The sequence below is a fragment of the Rhodovulum sp. BSW8 genome (assembly GCF_003314725.1).
GTDB lineage: Bacteria > Pseudomonadota > Alphaproteobacteria > Rhodobacterales > Rhodobacteraceae > Rhodovulum > Rhodovulum visakhapatnamense.
This window is the reverse complement of the sequence record NZ_QNVX01000067.1, coordinates 45,828-70,749: the sequence shown is the minus strand read 5'-3', so window position 1 is coordinate 70,749 and position 24,922 is coordinate 45,828. Positions and strand designations below refer to the sequence as shown.

Sequence of the window (24,922 nt, the reverse complement as noted above, 5' to 3'; positions counted from 1 at the left end):
TTCTCGCGGGCTCAGGGCCAGCTGGCCAGCGGCGGCATGCTCATCAGCACGGCTTCCGGGTCATGCCCGGTCTCAAGCCCGAAGCGCGTGCCGCGGTCGTAAAGGAGGTTGTATTCGGCATAAAGACCGCGATGCGCCAGCTGTGCTTCGCGGTCGCGCTCGGTCCAGGGGGTGCCTGCGCGCCGTTCGACCAGCGGCAGGAAGGCCGGCAGGAAGGCGCGGCCGACATCCTGGGTGAAGGCGAAATCCGCCGGCCAGTCGCCCGAATTCAGATCGTCGAAGAAGATGCCGCCGACGCCCCGGACCCGGCCGCGATGCGGCACATAGAAATACTCGTCGGCCCAGGCCTTGAAGCGCGGGTAATGGCTGAGGTCGTGGCGGTCGCAATGGGCCTTCAGCACCGCGTGGAAATCCGCCGTATCTTCGTCATGGGGCAGGCAGGGGTTCAGATCGGTGCCGCCGCCGAACCACCAGTCCTGCGGGGTCCAGAACATCCGGGTGTTGAGATGGACGGCGGGCGTGTGCGGATTGCGCATGTGGGCGACGAGGCTCAGCCCCGAGGCCCAGAACCGGGGGTCGTCCTTCATCCCCTCCAGCCCCTTGCGCGCGGCCATCGCCGCCTGTGCCCGCGGGTTCAGCGTACCATAGACGGTCGAGACATTGACGCCCACCTTCTCGAAGATCCGGCCGCCGCGCATCACGCTCATCAGGCCGCCGCCCGCATCCGATCCGTCCTCGGACTGGCGACGGGTCTCGGTCACGTTGAACCGCCCGGGCGGCAGCTCGGCCACCGGGGCCGGGGGCGGGGCCTCTTCCAGCGCCTCGAAGGCGGCCACGATCTCGTCGCGGAGGCGGCGGAACCAGGCCGAAGCCTGCGCCTTTCGGTCGTCGAACATTTCGGTCATCGCGCGGGTCTCCCTGTTTTGTTAACCGGTTATCAGCTTATCTCCGCCCGCGCCACCATGCCGCACGGTTCCGTTGCCGCGCGGCGCGGCGTAGGATGCGCCATCCGACCGGGAGTCCTTCGATGCGTAAGCTTGCCCTCTTGATGCTTCTGCCGCTTGCCGCCTGTGCCACCCCGCGCCAGTCCTGCGAACGGGCGGCGCTTTACGACCTGCGCGTGCTCGACACGCTGATCCGCGAGTCCGAACAGACCATCGCGCGCGGCTATGGCTATCGCCGCGAACCGTATGAACGCACCCGGTTCGATTTCTGCTACGGGTCACGTTTCGGGCGCAGCCCGGCGATGGGGTTCACCTTCTGCGACTATCCCGATGTGGGGATCCGCGAGGTGCCGGTGACGGTCGATCTGGCCGCCGAACGGCGCAACCTCGCCGAGCTGAAGGCCAAGCGGACCGAGGCCGCGCGGCGCGCCGCGCGCGCGCTGTCCGCCTGCGAGGCACGGTATCCGGGCGACGAAAAGGGATAGAGTCGGCGGGCGCGTCAGTGCGCGGGCGCGGCCACCGGGTCGATCAGGGTACGCCCGCCATCGACAGCCAGGATCTGGCCGGTCATGAACTGCGCCGCGTCCGACGACAGGAACTGCACCGTCTCGCTGAGTTCCGAGGCCTTGGCGATGCGCCCCAGAGGCGTGTGGGCGCGGATCTCGTTGCGGTAGTCGGGCTGATCCTTGAGGATGTTCTGCAGGCTCGCCGACATCACCGAGCCGAAGGCCACGCCATTGACCCGGATCCGGTGCGGCGCCAGCGCCACCGCCATCGAGCGGGTCAGCTGTTCCAGCGCCGCGCAGCTGACCGAATAGGCCAGAAGCTCGCCATGGGTACGGGTCGCGGCGATCGACGAGATGTTGACGATGGCACCCGCCTGTCCCTCGGTCTGGCCCGCCTCCTCGGCCTGACGGATCATCCGCCGCGACACGATCTGGCTGAGCCGGAGCGAGGTCATCACGTTCTGTTCCATCATCACGTCGAACCCGTCATTGTCGGGGTCCAGCGGATCGGACAGCACCATCTGGCGGCTGGCATTGACCAGGATGTCGATCCGGTCGAAGGCGTCGATGGTGGCCGACAGCAGGTTGGCGATGGTCAGCCGCTCGCGCAAATCGCCTGCGAAGTAGCGCACCGTGCTTTCGGTTTCGGGATTCTTGCCGCATTCGTCGACCAGCCGGGGCTCGTCCCGGTCGGCGAACATCACATTCGCGCCGCGGTCGCTGAAATGCCGGGCGATGGCCAGTCCCAGCCCGTTGGCCGCGCCGGTGACGATGGCTGTCTTGCCCTGGATGGAGAAGGACATCGAGAAGCCTCCTGATTCGGTTGGTCAGACTATGCGATTTCACCGGGGGCGGCGAGACGGCCGCCGCGCCAGCAAAACCTTGAACCCCGCATCGCCGCCGATTTCATGGGTTTCCGCGAACAGCGCGGTCAGATCCCGTTCGTAGGGCAGGTGCCGGTTGGCAACGATCAGCGCCTGTCCGTGCGGCGCCAGCAGCCGCGCCGCCGCTGCCAGAAAGGCCCGCCCGAGCCCCGGATCGGCGGCGCGCGAGACATGGAAGGGCGGGTTGGTCAGCACCGTGTCGAAGCCCTTCTCGGCGGTGAAGGCAATGGCGTCGGCCCAGTGGAACCGGGCGCGCGGGTCGGGGACATTCTCGCGCGCGCAGCTCAGCGCCGCGTGGTCGGCTTCGATCAGATGCATCTCGGCGATACCGGGATGCGCGGCCAGCGCCTCGGCGGCGACATAGCCCCAACCCGCGCCCAGATCGGCAACCCGGCCCTTCAGCGGCGTCTGCAGCGCGCCCACCAGAAGCGCCGAGCCGCGATCCACGCCATCGGCCGAGAAGACGCCGGGCAGGGTGCGGTAACGTCCCGCCACCATCTCGCCAGCGCGGGGGCGCCAGGCCTCGAAGTCCGCAGGATCGGCCCGGACCGAGAAGGTCTTGCCATGGGCCTTGGCGAACGGGGCCGAGACCTCGGCGCCGCCCTGGCGCAGCGCCTTCAGCAGGCTGTCGACCCCGTCGGTCTTGGCGCCGTCGACCAGCACCGGCCCGCCGCCGGTCAGCCCCAGCGCCTCGGCCAGCCGGGCCTGGGCCGCGGCCTTGGCGCGCGGCAGCAGGACAAGTGCGGCCGAGAACGCGCCCGAGGGCGCGACCGCGACGTCCCAGCCGCGCGTGGCCCAGGCGGCATGATCGGGGGCGAAGCCCTGCACGATCTGCACCCGCTCCTTGGGCAGGGCCGACAGGTCGGCCGCGGCCGGGGCGTCGAAAACGGCGATCCGCCCCTCGGGCGGCAACGAAACGGCACCGCCTTGCAGCGCCAGGGTCAGTCTGGAAACGGTCATGGACGGGCGGGCCTCGGGCCCTACTCCTTTTCCATCGTGCATTGCAGGGGGTGCTGGTGGCGGCGGGCGAAATCCATCACCTGGGCGACCTTGGTCTCGGCCACCTCGAAGCTGAACACGCCGACCACGGCGACGCCCTTCTTGTGCACGACCAGCATGATCTCGAAGGCCTGGGCGTGGCTCATGCCGAAGAAACGCTCCAGCACATGCACGACGAATTCCATCGGCGTGTAGTCGTCGTTCAGCAACAGCACCTTGTAAAGCGGCGGCCGCTGGGTCTTTGGCTTGGTCTTGGTGATGACCCCGGTTTCGCCTTCGGGGTCGCCACTCTTGTCGGCCATCATGCGAAGGTCGTTCGTCACGGGGTCCGGGCTCCGGCGAAGGTGGTGGTGTTCGGTTCAAGTGATCTTATATATGCGAGCGCGCCGGTCTGAAAAGGGCCGGTCTGAAAAGGGCGCAGTGCCGCACGAGGGAACGCGATTGGCCGGACAGCTGACAACCATCGGTTTCGATGCCGACGATACGCTCTGGCAGAACGAACGGTTCTTCCGACTGACCCAGGCGCGATTCGCCGAGTTGCTGGCAGATTTCGCTCCGCCCGAGGCGCTGATGGACCGGCTGCTGGAGGCCGAGCGCCGCAACGTCGGGCATTACGGGTTCGGCATCAAGGGCTTCGTTCTGTCGATGATCGAGACCGCCATCGAGGTCACCGACGAGCGGGTTCCCGCCGCCGTCATCCGCGATCTGCTGGCGGCCGGGCAGGAGATGCTGCGTCACCCGATCGAGCTGATGCCCGAGGCCCGGGAGGCCATTCTGGCACTTGCAGGAACGTATCGCATCCTTCTGATAACAAAGGGAGATCTTCTCGATCAGGAACGCAAGCTGGCGCAGTCGGGGCTGGGCGAGCTGTTCGACGGCGTCGAGATCGTCAGCGACAAGACGGCGCCGCGCTACGGCGCCATCTTCGCCCGCCACGGCGACGGTGCCGAGCGCGCGATGATGGTGGGCAACTCTCTGAAATCGGACGTGATTCCCGCCATCGAGGCGGGCGCCTGGGGGGTCTTCGTGCCGCATGACCTGACCTGGGAACTGGAACATGCCGACCCGCCCCGGGCCCATGCCCGCTTTGCCGAACTGCAACACCTTGGCGAATTGCCGGACCTGATCGCGCGGCTGGGCTGACATGTTGTAGATGTCGCAGGCGTGACCGCGACATGTTGCAATGTCCCAGGATCGGCCCCAATCCCATTGAAACAGAGCTGTTTTCCCTCATTCCGCAACGTGGTAGGGTGCCGCTGAAACAGACCGCCCGGCACGACAATCGGGTGGCGAGAGGCAGTGAAAAGGCAGGTCCCGGTGAGACGAGCGAGTCTGTGCGTTCGGCACGCGCTTCTATTCGCAATCCTTGCAGTCGGCATTTCGGTCGCCGCGACCGGCCTTCGGGCCGCGCCCTCGGCCTCGTTCGTGGTCGATGCCCGGACCGGCGAGGTGCTGCATGCCGAGAACGCCGATACGAGGCTGCACCCGGCCTCCCTGACCAAGATGATGACGCTGTATCTTGCCTTCGAGGCGATCGAGCATGGCGAGATTTCCCCTGAAACCGTGGTGACCATCTCGGCGCATGCGGCTTCCGAGCCTCCCTCCAAGCTGGGCCTGCGCGCCGGTCAGAAGATCCGCTTCAAGTATCTGATCCGCGCCGCCGCCATCAAATCGGCCAATGACGCGGCCACCGCCATCGGCGAAGCGCTGGAGGGGTCCGAGGCCGCCTTCGCCCGGCGGATGAACCGCACCGCCCGGGCGATGGGCATGAACCGCACCACCTTCCGCAATGCCAACGGGCTGACCGAGGAAGGTCACCTGTCGACCGCGCGCGACCTGACCATTCTCGCGCGGCATGTCGTCTACGACTATCCGGGCTATTACAACATTTTCTCGCGGGTCACCGACGATGCCGGCGGGCGTCAGGTCTACAGCACCAACCGCCGGTTTCTTGGCAGCTATTCCGGCGCCGACGGGATCAAGACCGGCTATACCAATGCGGCGGGCTACAACCTCGTGGGCTCTGCCATCCGTGGTCAGGAACGCATCATCGCCACGGTTCTGGGCGGGCGCAGCACGGCCGCGCGCAATGCCGAGGTCGCCAAGCTCCTGGATCTGGGTTTCCGCAAGGCGCCCAGCCGCGTCGCCCTGCGCAGCCCGCAAAAGCCGCCCTATCTGACCGGAGCCGCCCGCCTTGCGGCCGTGCCGCCGGTCGAGGCCGCGCCATCCGCGTCTGCGCCTGCGGTGATGGCGCGCTCGATGCGGCCTCGGGCCCGGCCCGGCGCCGCTGCCCCGACCGAGGCGCTGATCGCGGCCCTTGCCGCCGATGTCAGCACGTCGGTCAGCGCGGCCAAGGCCGAACTGACCGTTCCCGCGCCCGCCGCGGCGTCCGCGCCAGAGGCGGAGGTCGCGTCAGCATCGGGTGCGGCGGTCCTCGCGGTCTCGATACCGCCCCGGGCCCGGCCGGCCGGTCTGGCCCCCGAAGCCGTGGCGCCGGTGACGCCGGCCCCTGTCGCGGACCCTTTGGCGGTCGCCGCAGCGGTCCCGGCAGCCTCCGAACCCGCGGCCACCGATCTTGCCGCCGTTGCGGCCGCGGCCGCCGCAGCGGCCTCCGCCCCGCCCGCCGCGCCTGATGCGGTCGAACTGGCCCTGGCCGAGGACGAACCCCAGATCGTGTCGCGGATGTCGTCTTCGGGCGGGCGCTACTGGGGGATCAATGTCGGCAACTACAATTCGCGCTATCAGGCCGAGCGCGTGCTGCTGCGCACCGCCCTGCAGGAAATGGGCATTCTCGACAACGCCCTGCGCAAGGTGGTGCAGGGCCGCCGCGGGTTCGAGGCCAATTTCGTCGGCATGACCGAGCTTGAGGCCGACCAGGCCTGTCGCCGCCTGCAATCGCACGGCTCGACCTGCAGCACCTTCGGCCAGCCCCCGTCGTGATCCGCCGATGACCGCCTATGCCCTGCCGCTTCCGCCTGTCCCCGCGCTGTCCATCGACGGAGACGCGGCGCGCTTCCCGGTGCGGCGGATCTTCTGCGTCGGCCGGAACTATGCCGAGCATGCCCGCGAGATGGGCGCGGACGACCGCGAGCCGCCCTTCTTCTTCACCAAGCCCGGCGATGCGCTGGTGACGGACGATGCCGATATCGCCTATCCGCCCGCCACGGCCGATCTGCATCACGAAGCCGAACTTGTGGTCGCCCTGGGCCGGGGCGGCGCCGACATCGCGGCGGCGGCCGCGCTTGACCATGTCTGGGGCTATGCGGCGGGCAACGATCTGACCCGGCGCGACCTGCAGGCCGAGGCCAAGGCCGCGCGCCGTCCCTGGGACATGGCCAAGGGCTTCGACGCCTCGGCGATCTGCGGCGCGCTGCGGCCCGCCGCCCGGATCGGCCATCCCGCCCGGGGCCGGATCGCCTGCCATGTCGACGGCGTGCTGCGGCAGGAGGGCGATCTTGGCGACATGATCTGGTCCGTGCCCGAGATCGTCTCGCATCTGTCGCGGCTGGTCGCGCTGGCCCCGGGCGACCTGATCTATACCGGCACCCCGGCGGGCGTGGGCGCGATCGCCCGCGGACAGACCTGCAGCGTCGAGATCGAGGGCGTCGGCCGGGTCTCGACCCGCGTCCTCTAGGCCCAACGGGGGCTCGCCTGCCGCGCGCCGCGCGCGGGCGGCTGCCCCCGGGCGGCAAAAGGGATGGCTCCGACAGGCCCACGCCGCCTTGCGGCATGGCGTCCGCAGGGGTATCGGTCTGACCGAACGCCACGCCGGAGCCGCCGATGACCGATCCCGTCGCCCTCACCGCCGAGCTGATCCGCTGTCGCTCGGTCACACCCACCGAGGGCGGTGCCCTAGTGCTGCTGGCCGCGCGGCTGTCGGCGGCCGGGTTCGACTGCCGCCGGGTCGACCGGAACGGCACGTCGAACCTCTTCGCCCGCTGGGGCGGGCGGGGGCATGAGAAGACCTTCGGCTTCAACGGCCATACCGATGTCGTGCCCGCGGGCGACACCGCCGCCTGGACCGCCGACCCGTTCGGCGCCGAGATCCGCGAGGGCCAGCTGTGGGGCCGGGGCGCCACCGACATGAAATCGGGCGTCGCGGCCTTCGTGGCTGCCGCCATCGACTTCGTGACCGAGACCCCGCCCGATGGCGCCATCGTGCTGACCCTGACCGGCGACGAGGAGGGCGACGCGACCGATGGCACCATCGCACTGCTGGACTGGATGCAGACCGAGGGCGAGCATATGGCGGTCTGTCTGGTCGGCGAGCCCACCTGCCGCGAGGCCATGGGCGACATGATGAAGATCGGGCGGCGCGGGTCGATGACGGCGTATTTCACCGCCCGGGGTGTGCAGGGGCATTCGGCCTATCCGCAGCGCGCCCGCAACCCGATCCCGGCGCTGGCGCGGCTGGTGCAGCGGCTCGATGCCTACAGCCTCGATCAGGGCACCCGGCATTTCGACCCCTCGACGCTGGCCGTGACCACCTTCGATACCGGCAATCCGGCGACCAATGTCATCCCGGGCCAGTGCCGCGCCACCGTCAACATCCGCTTCAACGAGGCGCACAGCTCGGAGAGCCTCGCCGACTGGATGGCCGCCGAGGCCGCCCGCGTCACCGAAGAGACCGGCATCGAGATCGCGATGGAAATCAAGGTCTCGGGCGAGAGCTTCGTCACGCCCCCTGGCCCGCTTTCGGCGCTGGTGGCCGATGCGGTCGAGGCCGAGACCGGGCGACGGCCCGAGTTGTCGACCTCGGGCGGCACGTCGGATGCGCGCTTCGTCAAGGACCTGTGCCCGGTGGTCGAATTCGGGCTGGTCGGCAAGACCATGCATCAGGTCGACGAACGGGTCGAGACCGCCCAGATCGACGAGCTGAAGCGGATCTACACGCGCATCCTGAGCGGCTATTTCGGCTGATCTGCCTGGCCCCGGCGCCCGCGCTTTCCGGCTGACGGCGAAAGGGCCGCGTGCTAGGTCTCGGCCATGACCCGCATTCCTTCCAAGACCGAGATCCTCGACTGGATCGCCGCCCATCCCGGCCAGACCAACAAGCGCGACATCGCCAAGGCGTTCGGGCTGAAGGGGGCCGACCGGATCGACCTCAAGCGCCTGCTGAAGGAGCTTGAAGACGAGGGCCATCTGGAAAAGCGCAAACGCACCTACCGCGACCCCGAAAAGCTGCCGCCGGTGACCGTTCTCTCGATCCTCGCGCCCAATGCCGATGGCGATCTTTTTGCCCGGCCGCTGGAATGGCATGGCGAGGGCGCGGCGCCGAAGGTGCTGTTCCTGCCCCGGCAAAGCGACGCCGCGCTGGGCGAGGGCGACCGGATCCTGGCCAAGCTGCAGGAGGTCCGCGCCGAGGATCACCAATACGAGGCGCGGCTGATCCGCAAGATCGGCTCGAACCCGAAACGCATTCTGGGGATCTTCCGCAAGGCCACCGAGGGCGGGCGGATCGTGCCCATCGACAAGGGCGCCGACAAGGAATGGACGGTCGCCGCCAGCCTGACCCATGGCGCGAAGGACGGCGAGCTGGTCGAGGCCGAACTGGCCGGGCCGCGCGGCCGCATGGGCCTGCCCAGGGCCCGCATTGTCGAGCGGCTGGGCGATCCGACCGCGCCGAGGGCGGTCAGCCTGATCGCCATCCACCAGCATGGCATCCCCGACGACTTCCCCGACGAGGTGATCGCCGAGGCCGACCGCGCCAAGCCCGCGGGGCTGGGCAACCGCGAGGATCTGCGGGCGCTGCCGCTGGTCACCATCGACCCCGCGGACGCGCGCGACCGCGACGACGCGGTACTGGCGATGCCCGACGACGATCCGGCGAACCCGGGCGGGCATGTCCTCTGGGTGGCCATCGCCGATGTCGCCCATTACGTGACCCCGGGCTCGCGGCTCGACCGCGAGGCGCGGCGGCGGGGCAATTCCACCTATTTCCCCGACCGGGTGGTGCCGATGCTGCCCGACCGGCTGTCGGGCGATCTGTGTTCGCTGCACGAAGGCGTCCCGCGGGCCTGCATCGCGGTCCGGATGACCATCGACGCCGAGGGCCGCAAGATCGCGCACCGCTTCACCCGCGGGCTGATGCAATCGGCCGGGGCCTTCGCCTATGAAGAGGTGCAGGCGGCCGAGGAGGGCACGCCCTCTGACCGCATCGCGCCCCTGCTCGACGAGGTGATCCACCCGCTTTACGCCGCCTATCGCGCTCTGATCCGGGCGCGCGAGGCGCGCCAGCCGCTCGATCTCGACCTGCCCGAGCGGCGGATCGAGCTGTCCGACGAGGGCAAGGTGGCGTCGGTCAGGTTCCGCGACCGGCTGGACGCGCACCGGCTGATCGAGGAATTCATGGTGCTGGCCAATGTCGCCGCCGCCGAGGAGCTGACCCGGCTGCAACGCCCGCTGCTGTTCCGCGTCCATGAAGAGCCGAGCCCCGAAAAGCTTGACGCGCTGCGCGAGGTGGCTGGCGCCTCGGGGTTCACACTGGCCAAGGGCCAGGTGCTGCATACGCGCCAGCTGAACGACCTGCTCGATCAGGCGATGGGGACCGAGTTTTCAGAACTCATCAACCTCTCGACCCTGCGCTCGATGACCCAGGCCTATTACTTTCCCGAGAATTTCGGCCATTTCGGTCTGGCACTGAAATCCTATGCGCATTTCACCTCGCCGATCCGGCGTTATGCCGACCTGATCGTGCACCGGGCGCTGATCTCGGCCCATGGCTGGGGCAAGGACGGGCTCGGCCCCGAGGATGTCGACGAACTGGAAGCAACGGCCAAGCATATCAGCGAGACCGAGCGCCGCTCGATGGCGGCCGAGCGCGACACCACCGACCGCTACCTTGCCGCCTATCTGTCGGAACGGGTGGGCAACGAATTCGGCGGCCGGATCTCGGGGATCGCGCGGTTCGGCGTCTTCGTCTCGCTCGACGAGACCGGGGCCGACGGGCTCATTCCGATCCGCGAGCTCGGGAACGAGTATTTCCACCACGACCGCGATGCCCAGACCCTGATGGGGTCCAATAGCGGGCTGGTGATCGGCATCGGCCAGCGGGTGACGGTGCGGCTGGCCGAGGCGGTGCCGGTGACCGGCGGGCTGACCTTCGAGCTTTTGTCGATCGAGGACCGGGCGGTGCCGCGCGGGGCCGTGCGCGGGCGGGGCAAGCCGGTGCGGCGCAAGGTGGTCCGCGCCAAGGCAAAATCGGACAAGGTCAAGGGCAAGGTCAAGCGGACCCGGCGCTAGGCGATGCGCGGTCCGGCGCCTGCGGGCGGCCGGGCGAAAGCCGCCCCCGAAACCCCGCTTTGCGGTTGAACGGACCTGCGCTACACTGGCTCAAAGCCTGATAAAAGGTGCGAGCAGATGACCCGACACAGATCCTTGGCCCCCGGCCTCGGGGTTGCCCTTGGGGTTGCCCTTGGGGTTGCCCTTGGCCTGGGCAGTCCCGCCGATGCGGTTCTCGACCGCGCGCCCCGTCCCTTGCCCCGTCCGGAGACGCCGGAAATGAGCCGGAGCCTGCGCCCCGAAACCCGCCCGGACCTGCGGCCCGCCGTCGCCGCCGCCCTGGCCGAGGCGGTCGCGGCCGATACCATCGCCGACGAGGCGCGGGGCTTTCCGGGCTGGATCGCGGGCTTTCGCGGGCGGGCGCTGGCGCAGGGCATTGCGCCGGGCGTCTTCGACCTTGCCTTCGAGGGCGTGACCTTCCAGGCCGACGTGATCCGGCGCGACCGCAACCAGTCGGAATTCGTCAAGCCGATCTGGGACTATCTCGACAGCGCAGTGTCCGAGACCCGGGTGCAGAACGGCCGTGCGGCGCTGGCGCAATACGGCGCGGTGCTGACCCGGATCGAGGCGCGCTATGGCGTCGACAAGGAAATTGTCGCCGCGATCTGGGGCATGGAGACCTCTTACGGCAGCTATCGCGGTTCGGCCCCGATCGTCGATTCGCTGGCGACCTTGGCCTATGACGGCCGCCGCGCTGCGTTCTTCGAGACCCAGCTGGTCGATGCGCTGAAGATCATTCAGGCGGGCGATACCGATGCCCGGCACATGACCGGAAGCTGGGCCGGGGCGATGGGCCATACTCAGTTCATGCCAAGCTCTTACCTCGCGCATGCGGTCGATTTCACCGGCGACGGGCGGCGCGACATCTGGTCGGACGATCCGACCGACGCGCTGGCCTCGACCGCAGCCTATCTGGCGCATTTCGGCTGGACCAGGGGGCAGCCCTGGGGCGTCGAGGTGCAACTGCCGCGGGGCTTCGATCACCGGCTGGCCGACCGGTCGGTCACGCATCTTCCCTCGGACTGGGCCCGGATGGGGGTACGCGACATGAACGGCCGGGCGGTGCGCGACTTTGGCCGCGCGGCGATCCTGCTGCCCGCGGGCGCGCGGGGCACGGCCTTCATGATCTTCGACAATTTCCGGGTGATCGAACGCTACAACCCCGCCGATGCCTATGTGATCGGGGTCGGGCATCTGGCCGACCGGCTGAAGGGCGGCGGGCCGATCCTCGGGGGCTGGCCGCGCGACGATCAGGTGCTGGCCTCGGCCGAACGCAAGGAGTTGCAGGAACGCCTGACCCGCGCCGGATACGACACCAAGGGCGTCGACGGACGGATCGGACCCGACACGGTCTCGGCACTTCGGGCCTATCAAAGCGCGGTCGGGCTGGTCCCCGACGGCTATGCCAGCATGGCGGTGCTGCGGCGGCTGAGATAAGGCCGCCGGGTCCGTTCAGGCGCCGTAGTGGAAGATGTTGCCGCTGTCCTTGTCGACGCGAACGCTTACCTGCGCCTGACGTTTGGCGATCGCGTTGATCTCGGCCAGCGTGGTCACCGCCGGGTTGTTGGCGACCGGGGTTGCGCCGATCTGACTGAAATTTCCCGTGACCCAGGCGGCCTGCCCGGCCTCGGCCGCGGCGGTTCGCGCCGCGTTGATCGCCTCGACGAGCCGTTTGCGATAGTCCCGGCGCCGGTCTTTCTTGGTGCCGGGAGGATAGGCGCCGATCTGCGCGACGGCATTGGCAACTTCTTGCTGGGTCGCGTCGGTCACCGCCGTCACGACGCCGTTTGCCACCGTGAAGCGATCGGCATCGGCACCGGTGGTCGCGGGCGGCAGCAGAGCGGCATTTCCGGGAAAGCCGCCATTGAACGGGCCCGGGGCCTTGGTCGTGTCCTGCAGGGTCACGTTTCCGGCCGTCGTGACACGCCAGGCATTGCCCAGGTCGGCCCAGGCACCAGCCGCAAGGCCGGTCTTGAGGGCGTGCGCATCCATGATGACCGTGTTGGTCTGCGGCGGCGGATTGCGCGCGGCATGGGTGCGGACGGCGGCGAGATTGTCGTGCCCGTTCAGCGCGATGTGATGGCCGAAGAAGCCTATGGTCATATTGGCGGCGTAGCCGCCATTCAGGAATTCGCCGCTGACCGTCTGCCGGCTTTTCAGTTGAAGCGGGGCGGTTGTGCCGCTTTGGGCGGCGCCTTGAGCCTTGGTCTGCAGCGTCCGGAGAGCCCGTGTGGCCGGACTGGAATCGGCGGCGTCCTGCAGGGCCGAGACGGGGCGTGTCGCGGCGGGCGAGGGCGTTTGCCTGACGGCGCGGGAAGGTGCCTTGCGGATCATGGCCAGTCTCCCTCGACGACCGTTAAGCGCGAAACGGCGAAACCGTTTCAATCGGGGGGTATTCTAGCAACCGGAAAGTCGGGTGTCAGTCGCTTTCTGAGGAAGGCCACCGGATGGGCGCGAAGCGTCAGGTGCAGGGCCAGATAGTCTTCGACGACCTCTTCGCCCTCGGTCATGGCGGGCAGGGCGACGGTTGGTTCGGCGCGGCCCTCGCCGTCGAGGTCGCGGGCGAAAAGCGGCAAGGGGGAGGCGATGCGTTCGGGGCCGCCCAGCGCCCGGGCCGCCCACAGCGCCTCGCGCCGGGACAGCCCCAGCGCGGCGAAGGCGTCGGCCTCGGCCAGTACCGTCAGCAGCCCGGGGCCAAGCCCGGCCCGGCGCCAGAGATCCTCGACCGAGGCATAGCCGTTGCCGCGCGCGGCCGCGATCCAGGCGGCGTCGTCCTCGGGCAGGCCGCGTACCTGGCGAAAGCCCAGCCGCAGCGCCAGCCCGCCGCGGCCGTCGGGTTCCAGCGCGTTGTCCCAGCGGCTGGCATTGACGCAGACCGGGCGCAGCTCGACCCCATGCGCGCGGGCGTCGCGCACGATCTGGGCGGGGGCGTAGAACCCCATCGGCTGGGAATTCAGCAGCGCGCAGGCAAAGACCGCCGGGTGGTGGCGCTTGATCCAGGCCGAGGCATAGACCAGAAGCGCGAAGCTGGCGGCATGGCTTTCGGGAAAGCCGTAGCTGCCGAAGCCCTCGATCTGGGAAAAGCAGCGTTCGGCGAACTCGGCCTCATAGCCGTTCGCCGCCATTCCGGCGAGAAACCGGTCGCGGAATTCGCTGACATTGCCGTGTTTCTTGAAGGTGGCAAGCGAGCGGCGCAGCCGGTCGGCCTCTTCGGGCGAGAAGTTCGCGCCGATGATGGCGATCTGCATCGCCTGTTCCTGGAACAGCGGCACGCCCAGGGTCTTGCCCAGCACCTGGCCCAGCGCGTCCGAGGGAAAGCGCACCTCTTCCTCGCGGTTGCGTCGGCGCAGATAGGGGTGGACCATGTCGCCCTGGATCGGCCCGGGCCGGATGATCGCGACCTGGATCACCAGATCGTAGAAGCTGCGCGGCCGCATCCGGGGCAGAAAGTTCATCTGCGCCCGGCTTTCGACCTGAAACACGCCAAGGCTGTCGGCCTTGCAGAGCATGTCATAGGTGGCCGGGTCCTCGGCGGGCAGGGTGGCGAGGTCGAAGCGCCGGCCATGGTGGCCGTCGATCAGGTCGAAGGCCTTGCGCAGGCAGGTCAGCATCCCCAGCGCCAGCACGTCGACCTTGAGAATGCCCAGCGCGTCGATGTCGTCCTTGTCCCAGCAGATGACGGTTCGGCCTTCCATGGTGGCGTTCTCGATCGGCACCAGCTCGTCAAGCCGCCCCTCGGTGATGACGAAGCCGCCCACATGCTGCGAGAGGTGGCGCGGAAAGCCCTGGATTTCCTCGATCAGCTCGAGGGTGCGGCGGAGCCGCGGGTCGGCGGGGTCGAGCCCGATCTCGGTCAGCCGCTCGGGCGCGATCCGGCCCGAGCCCCAGCCCCAGACCTGGCTGGACAGGGCAGCCAGCGTGTCCTCGCTGAGCCCCATGGCGCGGCCGACCTCGCGGATCGCGCGCTTGCCACGGTAATGGATGACGGTGGTGCAAAGCCCGGCGCGGTGGCGGCCGTAGCGGTCGTAGATGTGCTGGATCACCTCTTCGCGGCGCTCGTGTTCGAAATCGACGTCGATGTCGGGGGGCTCGTCCCGGGCCTCGGAGACGAAGCGTTCGAAGACCATGGTGCCGATCTCGGGCGAGACCGAGGTGATGCCGAGCGCATAGCAGGTGACCGAATTGGCGGCCGAGCCGCGGCCCTGGCAGAGAATGCCGCGGGCGCGGGCGAAGGCCACGATGTCGTTGACGGTCAGGAAATAGGGCTCATAGCCGAGCTTGCCGATCAGCGCGAGTTCGTGATCCATCATCGCCCGGACCTTGGCGGGGGCGCCCTGCGGATAGCGCCAGGCCAGCCCGGCCTCGGCCAGCCGGGCGAGGCGCCGCGCGGCGGTTTCGCCATCGCCGCATTCCGAGGGATACTCGTAGCGCAACTCGTCGAGCGAGAAGCCGCAGCGCCGGGCGATTTCGCCTGCGCGGTGGACGGCGGCCTCGTGGCCGCGGAACAGCCGCAGCATCTCTGGCTCGCTGCGCAGGCGGCATTCGGCATTGGCCAGCGCCGCCCGACCCAGCGCGTCGACCCGGGTGCCGGTCCGGATCGCGGTCAGCACATCGGCCAGCCTGCGGCGGCGGCCGTGATGCAGGATCGGGCTGGCGGTGGCGACGGGTGCGAGCCCCAGATCGGCGGCGAGCGCGGCCAGGCGGTCGAAGCGGGCGGCGTCGTCGCCGTCATAGGCCGGGGCCATCGCAAGCGCGACGGCGCCGGGGAAGCGGCGCGTCAGCCGGTCCGCCTGTGGCCGCCATGCGCCCGCGCCGCCCTGCAGGCGTTGCGCCTGTGGCGGGTGGAGCAGGATTTCGGCGCCGTCGCCCCAGTCCATGAGGTCGTCGAGGCCGAGCTGGCAGGCGCCCTTGGCGGCCCGGAGCCGCCCGGTCGAGAGCATCCGGCAAAGCCGCCCCCAGGCGGCGCGGTCGCGCGGCAGCAAGGTGAGGTCGAGCCCGTCGGTCAGCACCAGCCGCGTGGCCGGGATCAGCCGGGGCAGGGCTGTGGGCGCGGCCTCGTCCCGGTCCGCGGCCCGGGCGATCTCGCGCGCGGCGACATGGGCGCGGACGATACCCGCGACCGTGTTCTCGTCGGCGATGGCCAGGGCCTCAAGCCCCAGCTCGGCGGCGCGCGCCATGTATTCCTCGGGATGGGAGGCCCCGGTGAGGAAGGTGAAATTCGAGGTGGCGTCGAGTTCGGCGAACATGGCGAGTCGGGAGTATATTCCCGTTTTGTTCCGTCCGGGAGTCCGCTTCGGCCCCGGCTAGTCGGGGCGGCTGGCCGCGATCTCCAGCCAGGCGCGGGCGGCCTGGGGCAGATAGGCGCCGCGCCGCCAGAGCGTGGCCATCACCCAGTCGGTCGAGGGTTCGTCCAGCGGCACCTGCGCCACCGGCACATGCACCCGCGCCCGGGCGATCAGCCGGGGCAGGAAGGCCACGCCCAGCCCGGCGGCCGCGAGCCGGATGATGAAGTCGATCTGGCTCGACCGCGCCGTCACCTCGGGCTCGAAGCCGTGCCGGGCGCAGGCCGCGCGGATGATCCGGTTCAGCGCAAAGCCGCTGTCGAAGAGGATGAAGGGCATGGCGCGCAGATCGGCCAGGGTGACCGGCCCCGCGCTTTGCGCCAGCGGCGCGTCGGGGGCCATCAGCGCGACCAGCGGGTCGCGATGCACAGGCCGCCAGTCGAATTCGTCCGACACCGGCAGCAGGGACGCGGCCAGGTCGATCTCGCTGGCCCGCAGCAGCTCTTCGAGCCGGTCGCTGCCATGTTCCACCAGCGTGATGTCGACCCCGGGATAGCGCTGCCGGTAAAGCGTGAAGACCGGCGCGAAAAGCTCGCTCGACCCGATCGGCGGCAACCCGATCCGCAAGAGCCCGCGCTTGAGCCCGGCCAGTTCCTGAAGCTCGGTCATCAGCGTGTCGCGGTCGGCCAGCAGGGCCTGGCCGCGCTGGAACACGATCCGGCCCGCGGCGGTGGGGGTGACGCCCGCGGGGCCGCGATTGAGCAGCGGCACCCCGATCTCGTCCTCGAGCTGGCGCACCGCCTTGCTGATGGTCGACTGGGTCGCATGCACGCGCCCGGAGGCGGCTGAAAACCCGCCCGCGCGCACGACCTCGACAAAGACCCGGAGCGTCCTGAATTCCATCTCCATTCCAATAGTGACTTGAGGCCAGTCAAACAAGTCATTTGAAGAATGCGGCATCTTGCCCACATCAAGCCCTTGCGGGGCGTCCTCCCCCTGCGGACCTTCAGGAGCCCGACCGTGACCGCGCATACCCTTTTCCGACGGCTTCGCATCGCCCTGCGCCGGAGCCGTCTGGTGCAGATCGGCCTTCTGGTCGGGTTCTGGCTGGCGGGCGAGGGGGTGGTCCGTCTGACCGGGCTGCCGCTTCCGGGCGGGCTGGTGGGGATGGCGGCGGCGCTGGGGCTGTTGGGATCGGGGCTGATCCGCGCGGGCACGCTGCGGCGGGGCGCGAACTGGTTTCTGGCCGAGATGCTGCTGTTTTTCGTGCCGGCCGTTCTGGCGGTGCTGAACCACCGCGAGTTCCTGGGGCTGCTGGGGCTTCAGATCCTGCTGATCATCGTTCTGGGCACGCTCGCGGTGATGGCGGTGACCGCGCTGACGGTCGAGCTGTGCTGCCGCTGGGGGATCGGGGCCGATGGACAGCCTTCTGCACTGGATTGACCAGCTTGCGCCGGTTGCCGGCTGGACGGCGCTGACGGTCGGGTTCTATCTGCTGGCCAAGCGGGTCTACCGGCGCTGGCCGCGCTGGTGGCTGATGCCGCTGGCAGTGGCCCCCGCTCTGTTGATGATCGCGGTGCTGGCGCTGCATGAAAGCTATCGCGACTATATCCGGGGAGCGGGCTGGCTGATGCTGATGCTGGGCCCCGCGACCGTGGCCTTCGCGGTGCCGATCTACGAGCAGCGCGCCCTGATCCGGCGCACCTGGCCGGTGCTGCTGGTCGGAATGGTGGCGGGCAGCGCGACGGCGGTGGCGGTCAGCTGGGGGCTGGCGAGCCTTTTCGGGCTGGACCAGAGCCTGAGGCTGAGCCTGCTGCCCCGGTCGATCAGCACGCCCTTCGCGATGGAGGTCTCGGCCGATATCGGCGGATTGCCCGACCTGACGGCTGTCTTCGTGGTGGTGACCGGCGTTCTGGGCGCGGCGCTGGGCGACGTGGTGCTGGCCTGGCTGCCGGTGCGCTCGGCACTGGCGCGGGGCGCGTTTCTGGGGGTCGCCGCCCATGGCGCGGGCACTGCCCGGGCGCATCGGATCGGCCGGGTCGAGGGGGCGGTCGCGGGGCTTGTCATGGTGCTGGTCGGTCTGCTGAATGTCTGCCTCGCGCCACTGCTGGTCTCGGCCGCCCGTCTTGCCGCCGGATAAGCGGGACGCACCGAACCGATAGATGCTTAGTGTCGGGTATGGTTTGTAGGGCGAATGAAAAAACGGAGATGCAGGCCCTTGGCGGGCGCGCGACGGGGGCGGGGGACGGGGGTAAGGGGGGGGGCGAAATCGTGGATCGAGCAGCCCGACGCCATCCGGAATGGCCTTTTTTTCCGTTAAAGAAAGGCAGGTGTGGCTCGATTGGCCAAATGGCGCAAAAATCGGTCGCGGCGCATATTTCCTGTGCGAAGCGAATGAAATCGCCTTCGATCTCGGCCCGCGCTGATGCTGCGATGCGGCGTATACTTGATTTGGCGAAGTAATGGCATAGCTTTGGCTTGCGCGTATCGCAACGCTTGCGCCCCGTATCCTTCCCGTATCGCAACGGCATCGATAGGGCGGCCGCGCGATGGCGGACCGCGGGCCGGCCCGGATGCGCCTCTGCGCCACTTTCCCGGGCCCGTCCTTCCGACAGGTGGCAGGGAGCCCGACTCGAGATGAAAGATATCGCAGCCGCAGACCGGCAATCCTCTCCGTTCGGGACGGTCGCCGTGCTGGGCGCCGGGTCCTGGGGCACGGCGCTGGCGCGTGTGCTGTCCCGGAACGGCCGGGCGGTGCGGCTTTGGGCGCGGCGGCAGGCGCTGGCGCAGGAGATCGCCGCCACCGGGCAGAATTCGCAATACCTGCCGGGTATCGAGCTTGGCGAGACGCTGCGCGCGACCGCGTCGCTGGCCGAGGCTCTGGAGGGGGCCGAGGCGGTGCTGATGGTCACGCCGTCGGCGACCCTGCGCGAGATGTGCCGGGCCGCGGCGCCGCATATGCCGCCGGGCATCCCGATCGCGCTTTGCGCCAAGGGCATCGAGCTTGGCTCGGGGCTTCTGCTGTCCGAGGTCGCGGCCGAGGAATTGCCGGGCCACCCGATCGGCGCGATTTCGGGGCCGACCTTTGCGCGCGAGACCGCGCTGGGTCACCCGACCGCGGCGACCGTGGCCTTTCCCTTCACCTATGCCGACCGGCTGGCGCCCCACGCGAGCGCGGCCGCCCGGATGGCGATGTCGGTGGGCGGCCACGGCTTCCGGCCCTATGTCTCGGACGATCTGGTCGGCGTCGAGGTCGGCGGCGCGGTCAAGAACGTGATCGCCATTGCCTGCGGGATGATGTCGGGCGCGGGTTTCGCCGAGAATACCCGCGCGGCCCTGATCGCCCGCGGCGTCGACGAGATGAAGGTGCTGGCCGAGTCGCTGGGCGGGCAGCGCGAGACCGTGACCGGGCTTTCGGGCGCGGGCGACCTGACGCTGACCTGTTCCTCGACCACCTCGCGCAACATGGCGCTCGGCACCCAGCTGGGTCAGGGCATCGCGCGTGCCGACTGTTTCGGCGGCCGCCCGGTCGTCGTCGAGGGCGAGGTCAATGCCCGCTCGGTCGTCGATCTGGCCCGCCGGATCGGGGTGCCGATGCCGATCTGCGAGACCGTCAATGCCGTCCTGCACGAGGGCGCCGATCTCGAAAGCAGCTTCTCGGCGCTCTGGACCCGGCCCATCGAGGCCGAGCCGCGCGCGCTGATGCTGTCGCTCGATCATCCCGCCCCGACCGTTCCCCTGCCTTTCGGAGTGTCCTCATGAACCTTGCCACCGCCCCCCACCCGCCGCTGTCGGACCGCCGCTTCGTGCTGGCAACCGATCTGGACGGCACCTTCCTTGGCGGGACCGAGGCCGAGCGGCAGCGCCTTTACGACTGGATCGAGGCCAACCGCGCCAGCGTCGGGTTGATCTTCGTCACCGGGCGCGACCCGGAATTCATCATGCAGATGTGCGCCGAGAACGGCCTGCCCTGGCCCGAATACGTGGTCGGCGATGTCGGCACCTCGATTGCCGAGGTCCATCCCGGCGAGGCGATCCGGCCGATCCCGGCGCTGGAGGACGACATCGCGCAGCGCTGGGACGACAGCGGCGCCCGGGTGCGCGCGGCGCTTGACGGCCATCCGGGGCTGACGCTGCAACCCACCGAGTTCCGCTACCGGGTCAGTTTCGACATGGACCCCGAGACCTACGACCCCTCGGCCGAGGCGAAGGTCGCGGCGATGGGGCTCGACTGGCTGATCTCGGCCGACTGCTATTTCGACGTGCTGCCGAAGGGCGTGTCCAAGGGGCCGTCGCTGCGCCGGCTGGTCGCGCATCTGCAGATCCCCGAGGGCCGGGTGCTGGCCGCGGGCGATACGCTGAACGATCTGTCGATGCTGGAATGCGGTCTCAAAGCCGTCGCCGTCGGCAATTCCGAACCCGCCCTGGTCGAGCGGGTCCGCGATCTCGACCATCTGCACATCGCCCGGGCGCATGGCGCCGCGGGCATCATGGAGGCCATCGCCGCTTTCGATCTTCACACTTTGCCCAAAGGAGCCTGACACATGCCTTCGGATCTGGTCATCGTCTATCACCGCCAGCCCTATGAGGAGGTGGAGGAAGACGGAAAGATCGTCCTGCGAGAAAACAAGAGCCCGAATGGCATCGTGCCGACCCTGAAGAGCTTCTTCGGCAGGTTCGAGAAAGGCGCCTGGATCGCCTGGAAACAGGCCGAGGACCCGGCCAGTCCCGATTTCGAGCGGGTGATCGAGGTCGACGACGCTTTCGGCAAGTACACGGTCTCGCGGCTGCCGCTGACCGCCGACCAGGTCAAGAGCTTCTACCACGTCACCTCGAAAGAGGCGTTCTGGCCGATCCTGCATTCCTTCAAGGAACGCTACAATTACGACCCCGTCGACTGGCCGACCTTTCGCGAGGTGAACTGGGCCTTTGCCGAGGCCGCCGCCGCCGAGGCCGCCGAAGGGGCCGTCGTCTGGGTGCATGACTACAATCTCTGGCTGGTGCCGGGCTACCTGCGGACCCTGCGCCCCGATGTGAAGATCAGCTTCTTCCACCACACGCCCTTCCCGGCGGCCGACATGTTCAACGTGCTGCCCTGGCGCAAGGAGATCCTGCAAAGCCTTCTGGCCTGCGACGTGGTGGGCTTTCACATCCCGCGCTATGTGTCGAATTTCGTCTCGGCCGCGCGCAGCCTTCTCGATGTCGAGGTGACGGCGCGCCAGAAGGTCGAGCCGGAATTCGCCGCCGAGGTGACCGCGCTTTCCGAACGCAGCGTGCCGACCGAACTGGTCTATGAAGACCGGCGGGTTGCGGTGCAGGCCTCGCCGGTGGGGGTGGATGCCGATTATATCGACGCGGTCGCGCGGCGCGAGGAAACCGCCCGCCGCGCCGAAGAGATCCGCACGGAAATGGGCGGCGCCAAGTTGCTGCTGTCGGTCGGGCGTACCGATTACACCAAGGGCGGGATCGACCAGTTGCTGAGCTACGAGCGGCTGCTGGAGGCACAGCCCGATTTGCGCGGCCAGGTCCGGCTGATGCATGTCTCGGTGCCCGCGAACCGCAACATGACGGTTTACGAGAACATCCAGAACGAGCTGGAACAGATGGCGGGGCGGATCAACGGCCGTTTCGGCAGCCTCGACTGGCAGCCCATCGTGCTGATTTCGCGCGCGATCCCGTTCGAGGATCTGGTCGCCTATTACCGCGCCGCCGATGTCGCCTGGATCACGCCGCTGGCAGACGGGATGAACCTGGTCTGCAAGGAGTTTTGCGCCGCACGGGTCGATGGCGACGGGGTGCTGGTCTTGTCGGAATTCGCGGGCGCCGCGGTCGAGATGGGGGCGGCGCTGCTGACCAACCCGTTCTCGCACCGCTCGATGGACAGCGCCATCGCCCAGGCGCTGGACATGCCGGCGGCCGAACGCCGCGACCGCATGGCGGCGCTTCGCGATGTGGTGCATCGCCACGACGTCCGGTTCTGGGCCAACCATCAGATGGAGGCGCTGTCCGGTCCGACGCTGGGCGCGGCCGCCTTGCCCGCCGCGTAGTCTTTTTCTGACGCAGCGGAACCTTGCGGGGCGACAGGGCGCCCCGCCTCTGCTAGCATGAGCCAGCGGAAGACGGGCTTTCGGTGGGGAGGGTACGGTGCGCGTCGCTTTGTTCGGCGGAAGCTTCGATCCGGTTCACGACGGGCATCTGGCGGCGGCGGTGCTGGCGCGGCAGGCCCTTGACCTAAACCGTGTCATCCTGATCCCGGCAAACTCGACCGCCGCGCGGCCCGGTCCCAAGGCGCAGGCTGTCGCCCCGGCGGCGCATCGGCTTGCGATGCTGCGGTGCCTTTGCGAAGGCCGCCCCTGGCTTGAGGTCAGCAATGTCGAATGCCGTCCCGGCGCGTCGCCCTTCGCCGTCGACACGCTGGCCGTATTTCGCGAAACGCTGCCGCCCGGCACCGAGATCGTTCTGCTGATCGGCAGCGACAAGCTGGCGCTGTTGCCACGTTGGCGCGGCATCGACGAGATCCGTGCCGGTGCGCGTATCGTTGCGCTGGCCCGGCCCGGTCATCCGCTCGACGCGGCGCCGCCCTGGGTCGGGCGGCTTAATGGACCCTTGCCCGACCTCTCCTCGACCCAGATCCGCGCGCGTCTGGCGGCAGGCGCGCCGCTCGACGGACTCTGCCCTCCGGCGGTGATCTCCTATCTGATGACAGAGCAGCCCTATGCCCGGCCCGGCCCCGCAGCCCGCTTTGCCTGAGCGGCTTGGCGCCGTGCTGGCAGGCCTGCCCTTGCGGGCGGTGGCCTGCAGCGGCGGGATCGACAGCCTGCTTCTGGCGACACTCGCTCATCGGCAGGCGCCGGACGCCACGCGCGTCGTTCATGCCGTCAGCCCCGCCGTCCCGGCCGCCGCCACAGCGCGGGTTCGTGCGCAGGCCAGCGCCGAGGGCTGGGCGCTCGATCTGGTCGATGCGGGCGAGTTTTCCGACCCCGACTATCTGGCCAACCCGGTCGACCGCTGTTTCTTCTGCAAGCAGCGGCTTTATTCCACCCTTCGGCAGGTGACGGCCGCGCTCGACGGGCCGGTCGCGATCCTTTCGGGCACCAGTGCCGACGATCTGGGCGAGTATCGCCCGGGCCTTCGCGCCGCCGAGGCGCTGGGCGTGCGGCATCCCTATGTCGAGGCGGGGATCGGCAAGGCCGATATCCGGGCGCTGGCCCGGGTGCTGGGCCTCGCTTTCGCCGATCTGCCCGCCTCGCCCTGCCTGGCAAGCCGCCTTTACACCGGGCTTGCCGTCACGCCCGAACGGCTGCGCGCGGTCGAGCGGGCCGAGGACCGGCTGCGGGCCGAGACCGGGCTTTCGGTGCTGCGTTGCCGCCGCCGGGGCGATCTGATGCTGATCGAGGTCGAGGCGGGCGAGGGCGCGCGGATCGGACCCGGGCTGATCGCCCGCGTCGCCGCCGAGGCCCGCGCCATCGATCCGGGCATCCGTGACCTCAGGCTCGACCCGCGCCCCTATGCGCCGGGCCGGGCGTTTCGCGGGGCGCGATGAGGGTGCGGCTCGATCACGACCGGCCGCGCCGGATCGGCCAGCCCGAGGCGATCCTTTGCGAGGGCAAGGCGCTGGCCGATCTCGACGCGATCCTCGAGGCGCTGCAGGGTCGGCCCGCACTGCTGACGCGTCTGGCGCCCGAGCGCCATGCCGCGCTGGCCGCCCCGCCCGAGGATTACGACCCCGCCTCGCGCACTGCCATCGTCAATGGCTGTCTGCCCGCGCGGACGGGCATTGTGCGGGTGGTGACGGCGGGCACCGCCGATCTGCCGGTGGCGATCGAAGCGCTGCGCACGCTTCGTTTTGGCGGGCTCTCGCCGGACCTGATCGCCGATATCGGCGTGGCCGGGCTCTGGCGGCTGGAAGAGCAGATCGAGACGATCCGGGACAGCGATGCGGTGATCGCGGTGGCGGGCATGGACGGGGCACTGGTGTCGGTGATCGGCGGGCTGGTGGGCGTGCCGGTGATCGGGGTGCCCACGTCGGTCGGCTATGGCGCGGCCGAGGGCGGGCGCACGGCGCTGAACGCGATGCTGGCCAGCTGTGCCCAGGGGGTCCTGGTCTGCAATATCGACAACGGCTTCGGCGCGGCCTCGGCGGCGCTGCGGATCCTTGCGGGGCGGGCGCGGTGAGCGGCGTTCTGGTGATCCGGACGCCGTCGGGGCTCAGCGGCGACATGCTGCTGGCGGGGCTTGCGGTGATGGCGGGAGAGGCGGCCGATATCGGCTCGGTTCTGGCCGCGACCGGTCTGCCCTTGCCCCCCGATGCGGTCGAGATCCGGCCGCATGCCTTGCAGGGCATCTCGGGCTGGCAGGCGCGGGTCCGGCTGCCGCATGAACATGCCCACCGCCGCCTCGGCGATATTCTGGCGCTGATCGAGGCCAGCCACCTGTCCGCCCCGGCGAAGACGGTCGCGGCGCGGGCCTTCACCCTGCTGGCCGAGGCCGAGGGCGCGGTTCATGGCCGCCCGCCCGGGGAAATCGCCTTTCACGAGGTCGGCGCGCTTGACTCGATCCTCGACACCTGTGTCGCGGCCGAGCTGCTGGCCCGGATTGCGCCCGACCGGCTGGTCTGCAGCCCGCTGCCGCTATGCGACGGGACGGTCCGCTGTGCCCATGGCCCGCTGCCGACGCCCGCGCCTGCGGTGCAGGAGCTTCTGCGCGGGGTGCCGGTCCGCGGTCTTGCCTCGACCGGCGAAACCGTGACCCCGACCGCCATCGCCTTCCTGCGCGCAGCCGGGTTCGCCTTCGGATACTGGCCCGAAATGGTGATTCGACAGACCGCCCGGATCTATGGCGGGCGGGTGCTGCCGGAGGTGCCGAACGGGGCGCTTTTCGCGCTGGGCGATGCGGGTTTGGCCCCAGTGGAACAGCGGTCCAAGGGCTTGACAGAGCTAGGCAGTGAGTCCACTTGACTTAACGTTAACTTGCGCAGATAATAATGAAATTAAAGGCAATTTGTTTCCGTTCTCTGCGTTTGCCGA

At 69.2% G+C, this 24,922-nt stretch carries 24 protein-coding genes; 17 read left to right on the top strand and 7 right to left on the bottom strand.

Features of this window, described 5'->3' with window-relative positions:
- Positions 1-11: 11 nt before the first annotated feature.
- On the bottom strand, positions 12-905 hold the full coding sequence (gene hemF, locus DSD19_RS20695; RefSeq protein ID WP_075784487.1) for an oxygen-dependent coproporphyrinogen oxidase: 894 nt from the start codon (positions 903-905) through the stop codon (positions 12-14).
- 122 nt (positions 906-1,027) lie between these two features.
- Between hemF and DSD19_RS20690 the strand changes: the two genes are divergently transcribed.
- Positions 1,028-1,429, top strand: a complete 402-nt coding sequence (locus DSD19_RS20690) for a hypothetical protein (protein ID WP_075784486.1) — start codon at positions 1,028-1,030, stop codon at positions 1,427-1,429.
- Between the two features lie 14 nt (positions 1,430-1,443).
- Here DSD19_RS20690 and DSD19_RS20685 read toward each other — a convergent pair whose 3' ends face one another.
- From DSD19_RS20685 to clpS, 3 genes are read right to left on the bottom strand one after another with little or no spacing between them, the layout of a single operon-like run.
- The gene (locus tag DSD19_RS20685) at positions 1,444-2,253 is read right to left on the bottom strand and encodes an SDR family NAD(P)-dependent oxidoreductase (RefSeq protein WP_113670948.1); all 810 of its coding nucleotides are present in this window, start codon (positions 2,251-2,253) and stop codon (positions 1,444-1,446) included.
- A gap of 39 nt (positions 2,254-2,292) precedes the next feature.
- On the bottom strand, positions 2,293-3,294 hold the full coding sequence (locus tag DSD19_RS20680; RefSeq protein ID WP_113670947.1) for a class I SAM-dependent methyltransferase: 1,002 nt from the start codon (positions 3,292-3,294) through the stop codon (positions 2,293-2,295).
- A 20-nt stretch (positions 3,295-3,314) separates the two neighbouring features.
- Positions 3,315-3,635 (bottom strand): ATP-dependent Clp protease adapter ClpS, encoded by a 321-nt coding sequence (gene clpS, locus DSD19_RS20675; protein ID WP_075787469.1) that lies wholly within the window; start codon positions 3,633-3,635, stop codon positions 3,315-3,317.
- 139 nt (positions 3,636-3,774) lie between these two features.
- Between clpS and DSD19_RS20670 the strand changes: the two genes are divergently transcribed.
- The 6 genes from DSD19_RS20670 (at position 3,775) to DSD19_RS20645 (ending at position 12,051) form a co-directional block, all read left to right on the top strand.
- Positions 3,775-4,476 (top strand): HAD family hydrolase, encoded by a 702-nt coding sequence (locus tag DSD19_RS20670; RefSeq protein ID WP_075784483.1) that lies wholly within the window; start codon positions 3,775-3,777, stop codon positions 4,474-4,476.
- Positions 4,477-4,650: 174 nt separating this feature from the next.
- Positions 4,651-6,273 (top strand): D-alanyl-D-alanine carboxypeptidase family protein, encoded by a 1,623-nt coding sequence (locus DSD19_RS20665; RefSeq protein WP_165828199.1) that lies wholly within the window; start codon positions 4,651-4,653, stop codon positions 6,271-6,273.
- A gap of 7 nt (positions 6,274-6,280) precedes the next feature.
- On the top strand, positions 6,281-6,967 hold the full coding sequence (locus DSD19_RS20660) for a fumarylacetoacetate hydrolase family protein (protein ID WP_075784482.1): 687 nt from the start codon (positions 6,281-6,283) through the stop codon (positions 6,965-6,967).
- Between the two features lie 146 nt (positions 6,968-7,113).
- Entirely contained in the window at positions 7,114-8,253 is a 1,140-nt protein-coding gene (gene dapE, locus DSD19_RS20655) for a succinyl-diaminopimelate desuccinylase (RefSeq protein WP_113670945.1), read from the top strand.
- 66 nt (positions 8,254-8,319) lie between these two features.
- Positions 8,320-10,575, top strand: coding sequence for a ribonuclease R (rnr, locus tag DSD19_RS20650; protein ID WP_113670944.1), 2,256 nt, complete (start codon positions 8,320-8,322; stop codon positions 10,573-10,575).
- A 258-nt stretch (positions 10,576-10,833) separates the two neighbouring features.
- Positions 10,834-12,051, top strand: a complete 1,218-nt coding sequence (locus DSD19_RS20645) for a lytic murein transglycosylase (protein WP_243628183.1) — start codon at positions 10,834-10,836, stop codon at positions 12,049-12,051.
- Positions 12,052-12,066: 15 nt separating this feature from the next.
- On the opposite strand, the gene DSD19_RS20640 is transcribed toward DSD19_RS20645, so the two are convergent.
- Genes DSD19_RS20640 through DSD19_RS20630 form a run of 3 tightly spaced genes read right to left on the bottom strand, consistent with a single transcriptional unit; the run spans position 12,067 to position 16,799 of the window.
- Positions 12,067-12,948, bottom strand: coding sequence for a hypothetical protein (locus DSD19_RS20640; protein ID WP_113670942.1), 882 nt, complete (start codon positions 12,946-12,948; stop codon positions 12,067-12,069).
- Positions 12,949-12,995: 47 nt separating this feature from the next.
- A complete protein-coding gene (locus tag DSD19_RS20635) occupies positions 12,996-15,860 on the bottom strand; it encodes an error-prone DNA polymerase (protein ID WP_113670941.1) in 2,865 nt (954 codons plus the stop codon).
- A gap of 57 nt (positions 15,861-15,917) precedes the next feature.
- Positions 15,918-16,799 carry a LysR family transcriptional regulator gene (locus tag DSD19_RS20630; protein ID WP_113670996.1) on the bottom strand — a complete coding sequence of 294 codons (882 nt, stop codon included), beginning with the start codon at positions 16,797-16,799 and terminating at the stop codon, positions 15,918-15,920.
- 117 nt (positions 16,800-16,916) lie between these two features.
- Between DSD19_RS20630 and DSD19_RS20625 the strand changes: the two genes are divergently transcribed.
- The 10 genes from DSD19_RS20625 (at position 16,917) to larC (ending at position 24,853) form a co-directional block, all read left to right on the top strand.
- The gene (locus tag DSD19_RS20625) at positions 16,917-17,339 is read left to right on the top strand and encodes a CidA/LrgA family protein (protein WP_207802498.1); all 423 of its coding nucleotides are present in this window, start codon (positions 16,917-16,919) and stop codon (positions 17,337-17,339) included.
- Entirely contained in the window at positions 17,314-18,036 is a 723-nt protein-coding gene (locus tag DSD19_RS20620; RefSeq protein WP_113670939.1) for an LrgB family protein, read from the top strand. The genes DSD19_RS20625 and DSD19_RS20620 overlap by 26 nt, the downstream gene beginning before the upstream one ends.
- A 160-nt stretch (positions 18,037-18,196) precedes the next feature.
- Positions 18,197-18,322: a hypothetical protein gene (locus DSD19_RS22615; RefSeq protein WP_256359805.1), complete on the top strand. Its 126-nt coding sequence runs from the start codon at positions 18,197-18,199 to the stop codon at positions 18,320-18,322.
- Positions 18,323-18,533: 211 nt separating this feature from the next.
- Positions 18,534-19,658 (top strand): NAD(P)H-dependent glycerol-3-phosphate dehydrogenase, encoded by a 1,125-nt coding sequence (locus DSD19_RS20615; RefSeq protein ID WP_081382041.1) that lies wholly within the window; start codon positions 18,534-18,536, stop codon positions 19,656-19,658.
- Positions 19,655-20,437, top strand: a complete 783-nt coding sequence (locus DSD19_RS20610; RefSeq protein ID WP_113670938.1) for an HAD-IIB family hydrolase — start codon at positions 19,655-19,657, stop codon at positions 20,435-20,437. The genes DSD19_RS20615 and DSD19_RS20610 overlap by 4 nt, the downstream gene beginning before the upstream one ends.
- A 3-nt stretch (positions 20,438-20,440) precedes the next feature.
- The gene (gene ggpS / locus DSD19_RS20605; RefSeq protein ID WP_113670937.1) at positions 20,441-21,943 is read left to right on the top strand and encodes a glucosylglycerol-phosphate synthase; all 1,503 of its coding nucleotides are present in this window, start codon (positions 20,441-20,443) and stop codon (positions 21,941-21,943) included.
- 97 nt (positions 21,944-22,040) lie between these two features.
- Positions 22,041-22,646 carry a nicotinate (nicotinamide) nucleotide adenylyltransferase gene (gene nadD / locus DSD19_RS20600; protein WP_113670936.1) on the top strand — a complete coding sequence of 202 codons (606 nt, stop codon included), beginning with the start codon at positions 22,041-22,043 and terminating at the stop codon, positions 22,644-22,646.
- On the top strand, positions 22,639-23,439 hold the full coding sequence (locus DSD19_RS20595) for an ATPase (RefSeq protein WP_133260489.1): 801 nt from the start codon (positions 22,639-22,641) through the stop codon (positions 23,437-23,439). Before nadD ends, DSD19_RS20595 begins: the two co-directional genes overlap by 8 nt.
- A complete protein-coding gene (larB, locus tag DSD19_RS20590; protein WP_113670934.1) occupies positions 23,436-24,071 on the top strand; it encodes a nickel pincer cofactor biosynthesis protein LarB in 636 nt (211 codons plus the stop codon). Before DSD19_RS20595 ends, larB begins: the two co-directional genes overlap by 4 nt.
- A complete protein-coding gene (gene larC, locus DSD19_RS20585; protein WP_113670933.1) occupies positions 24,068-24,853 on the top strand; it encodes a nickel insertion protein in 786 nt (261 codons plus the stop codon). The genes larB and larC overlap by 4 nt, the downstream gene beginning before the upstream one ends.
- Positions 24,854-24,922: the final 69 nt, after the last annotated feature.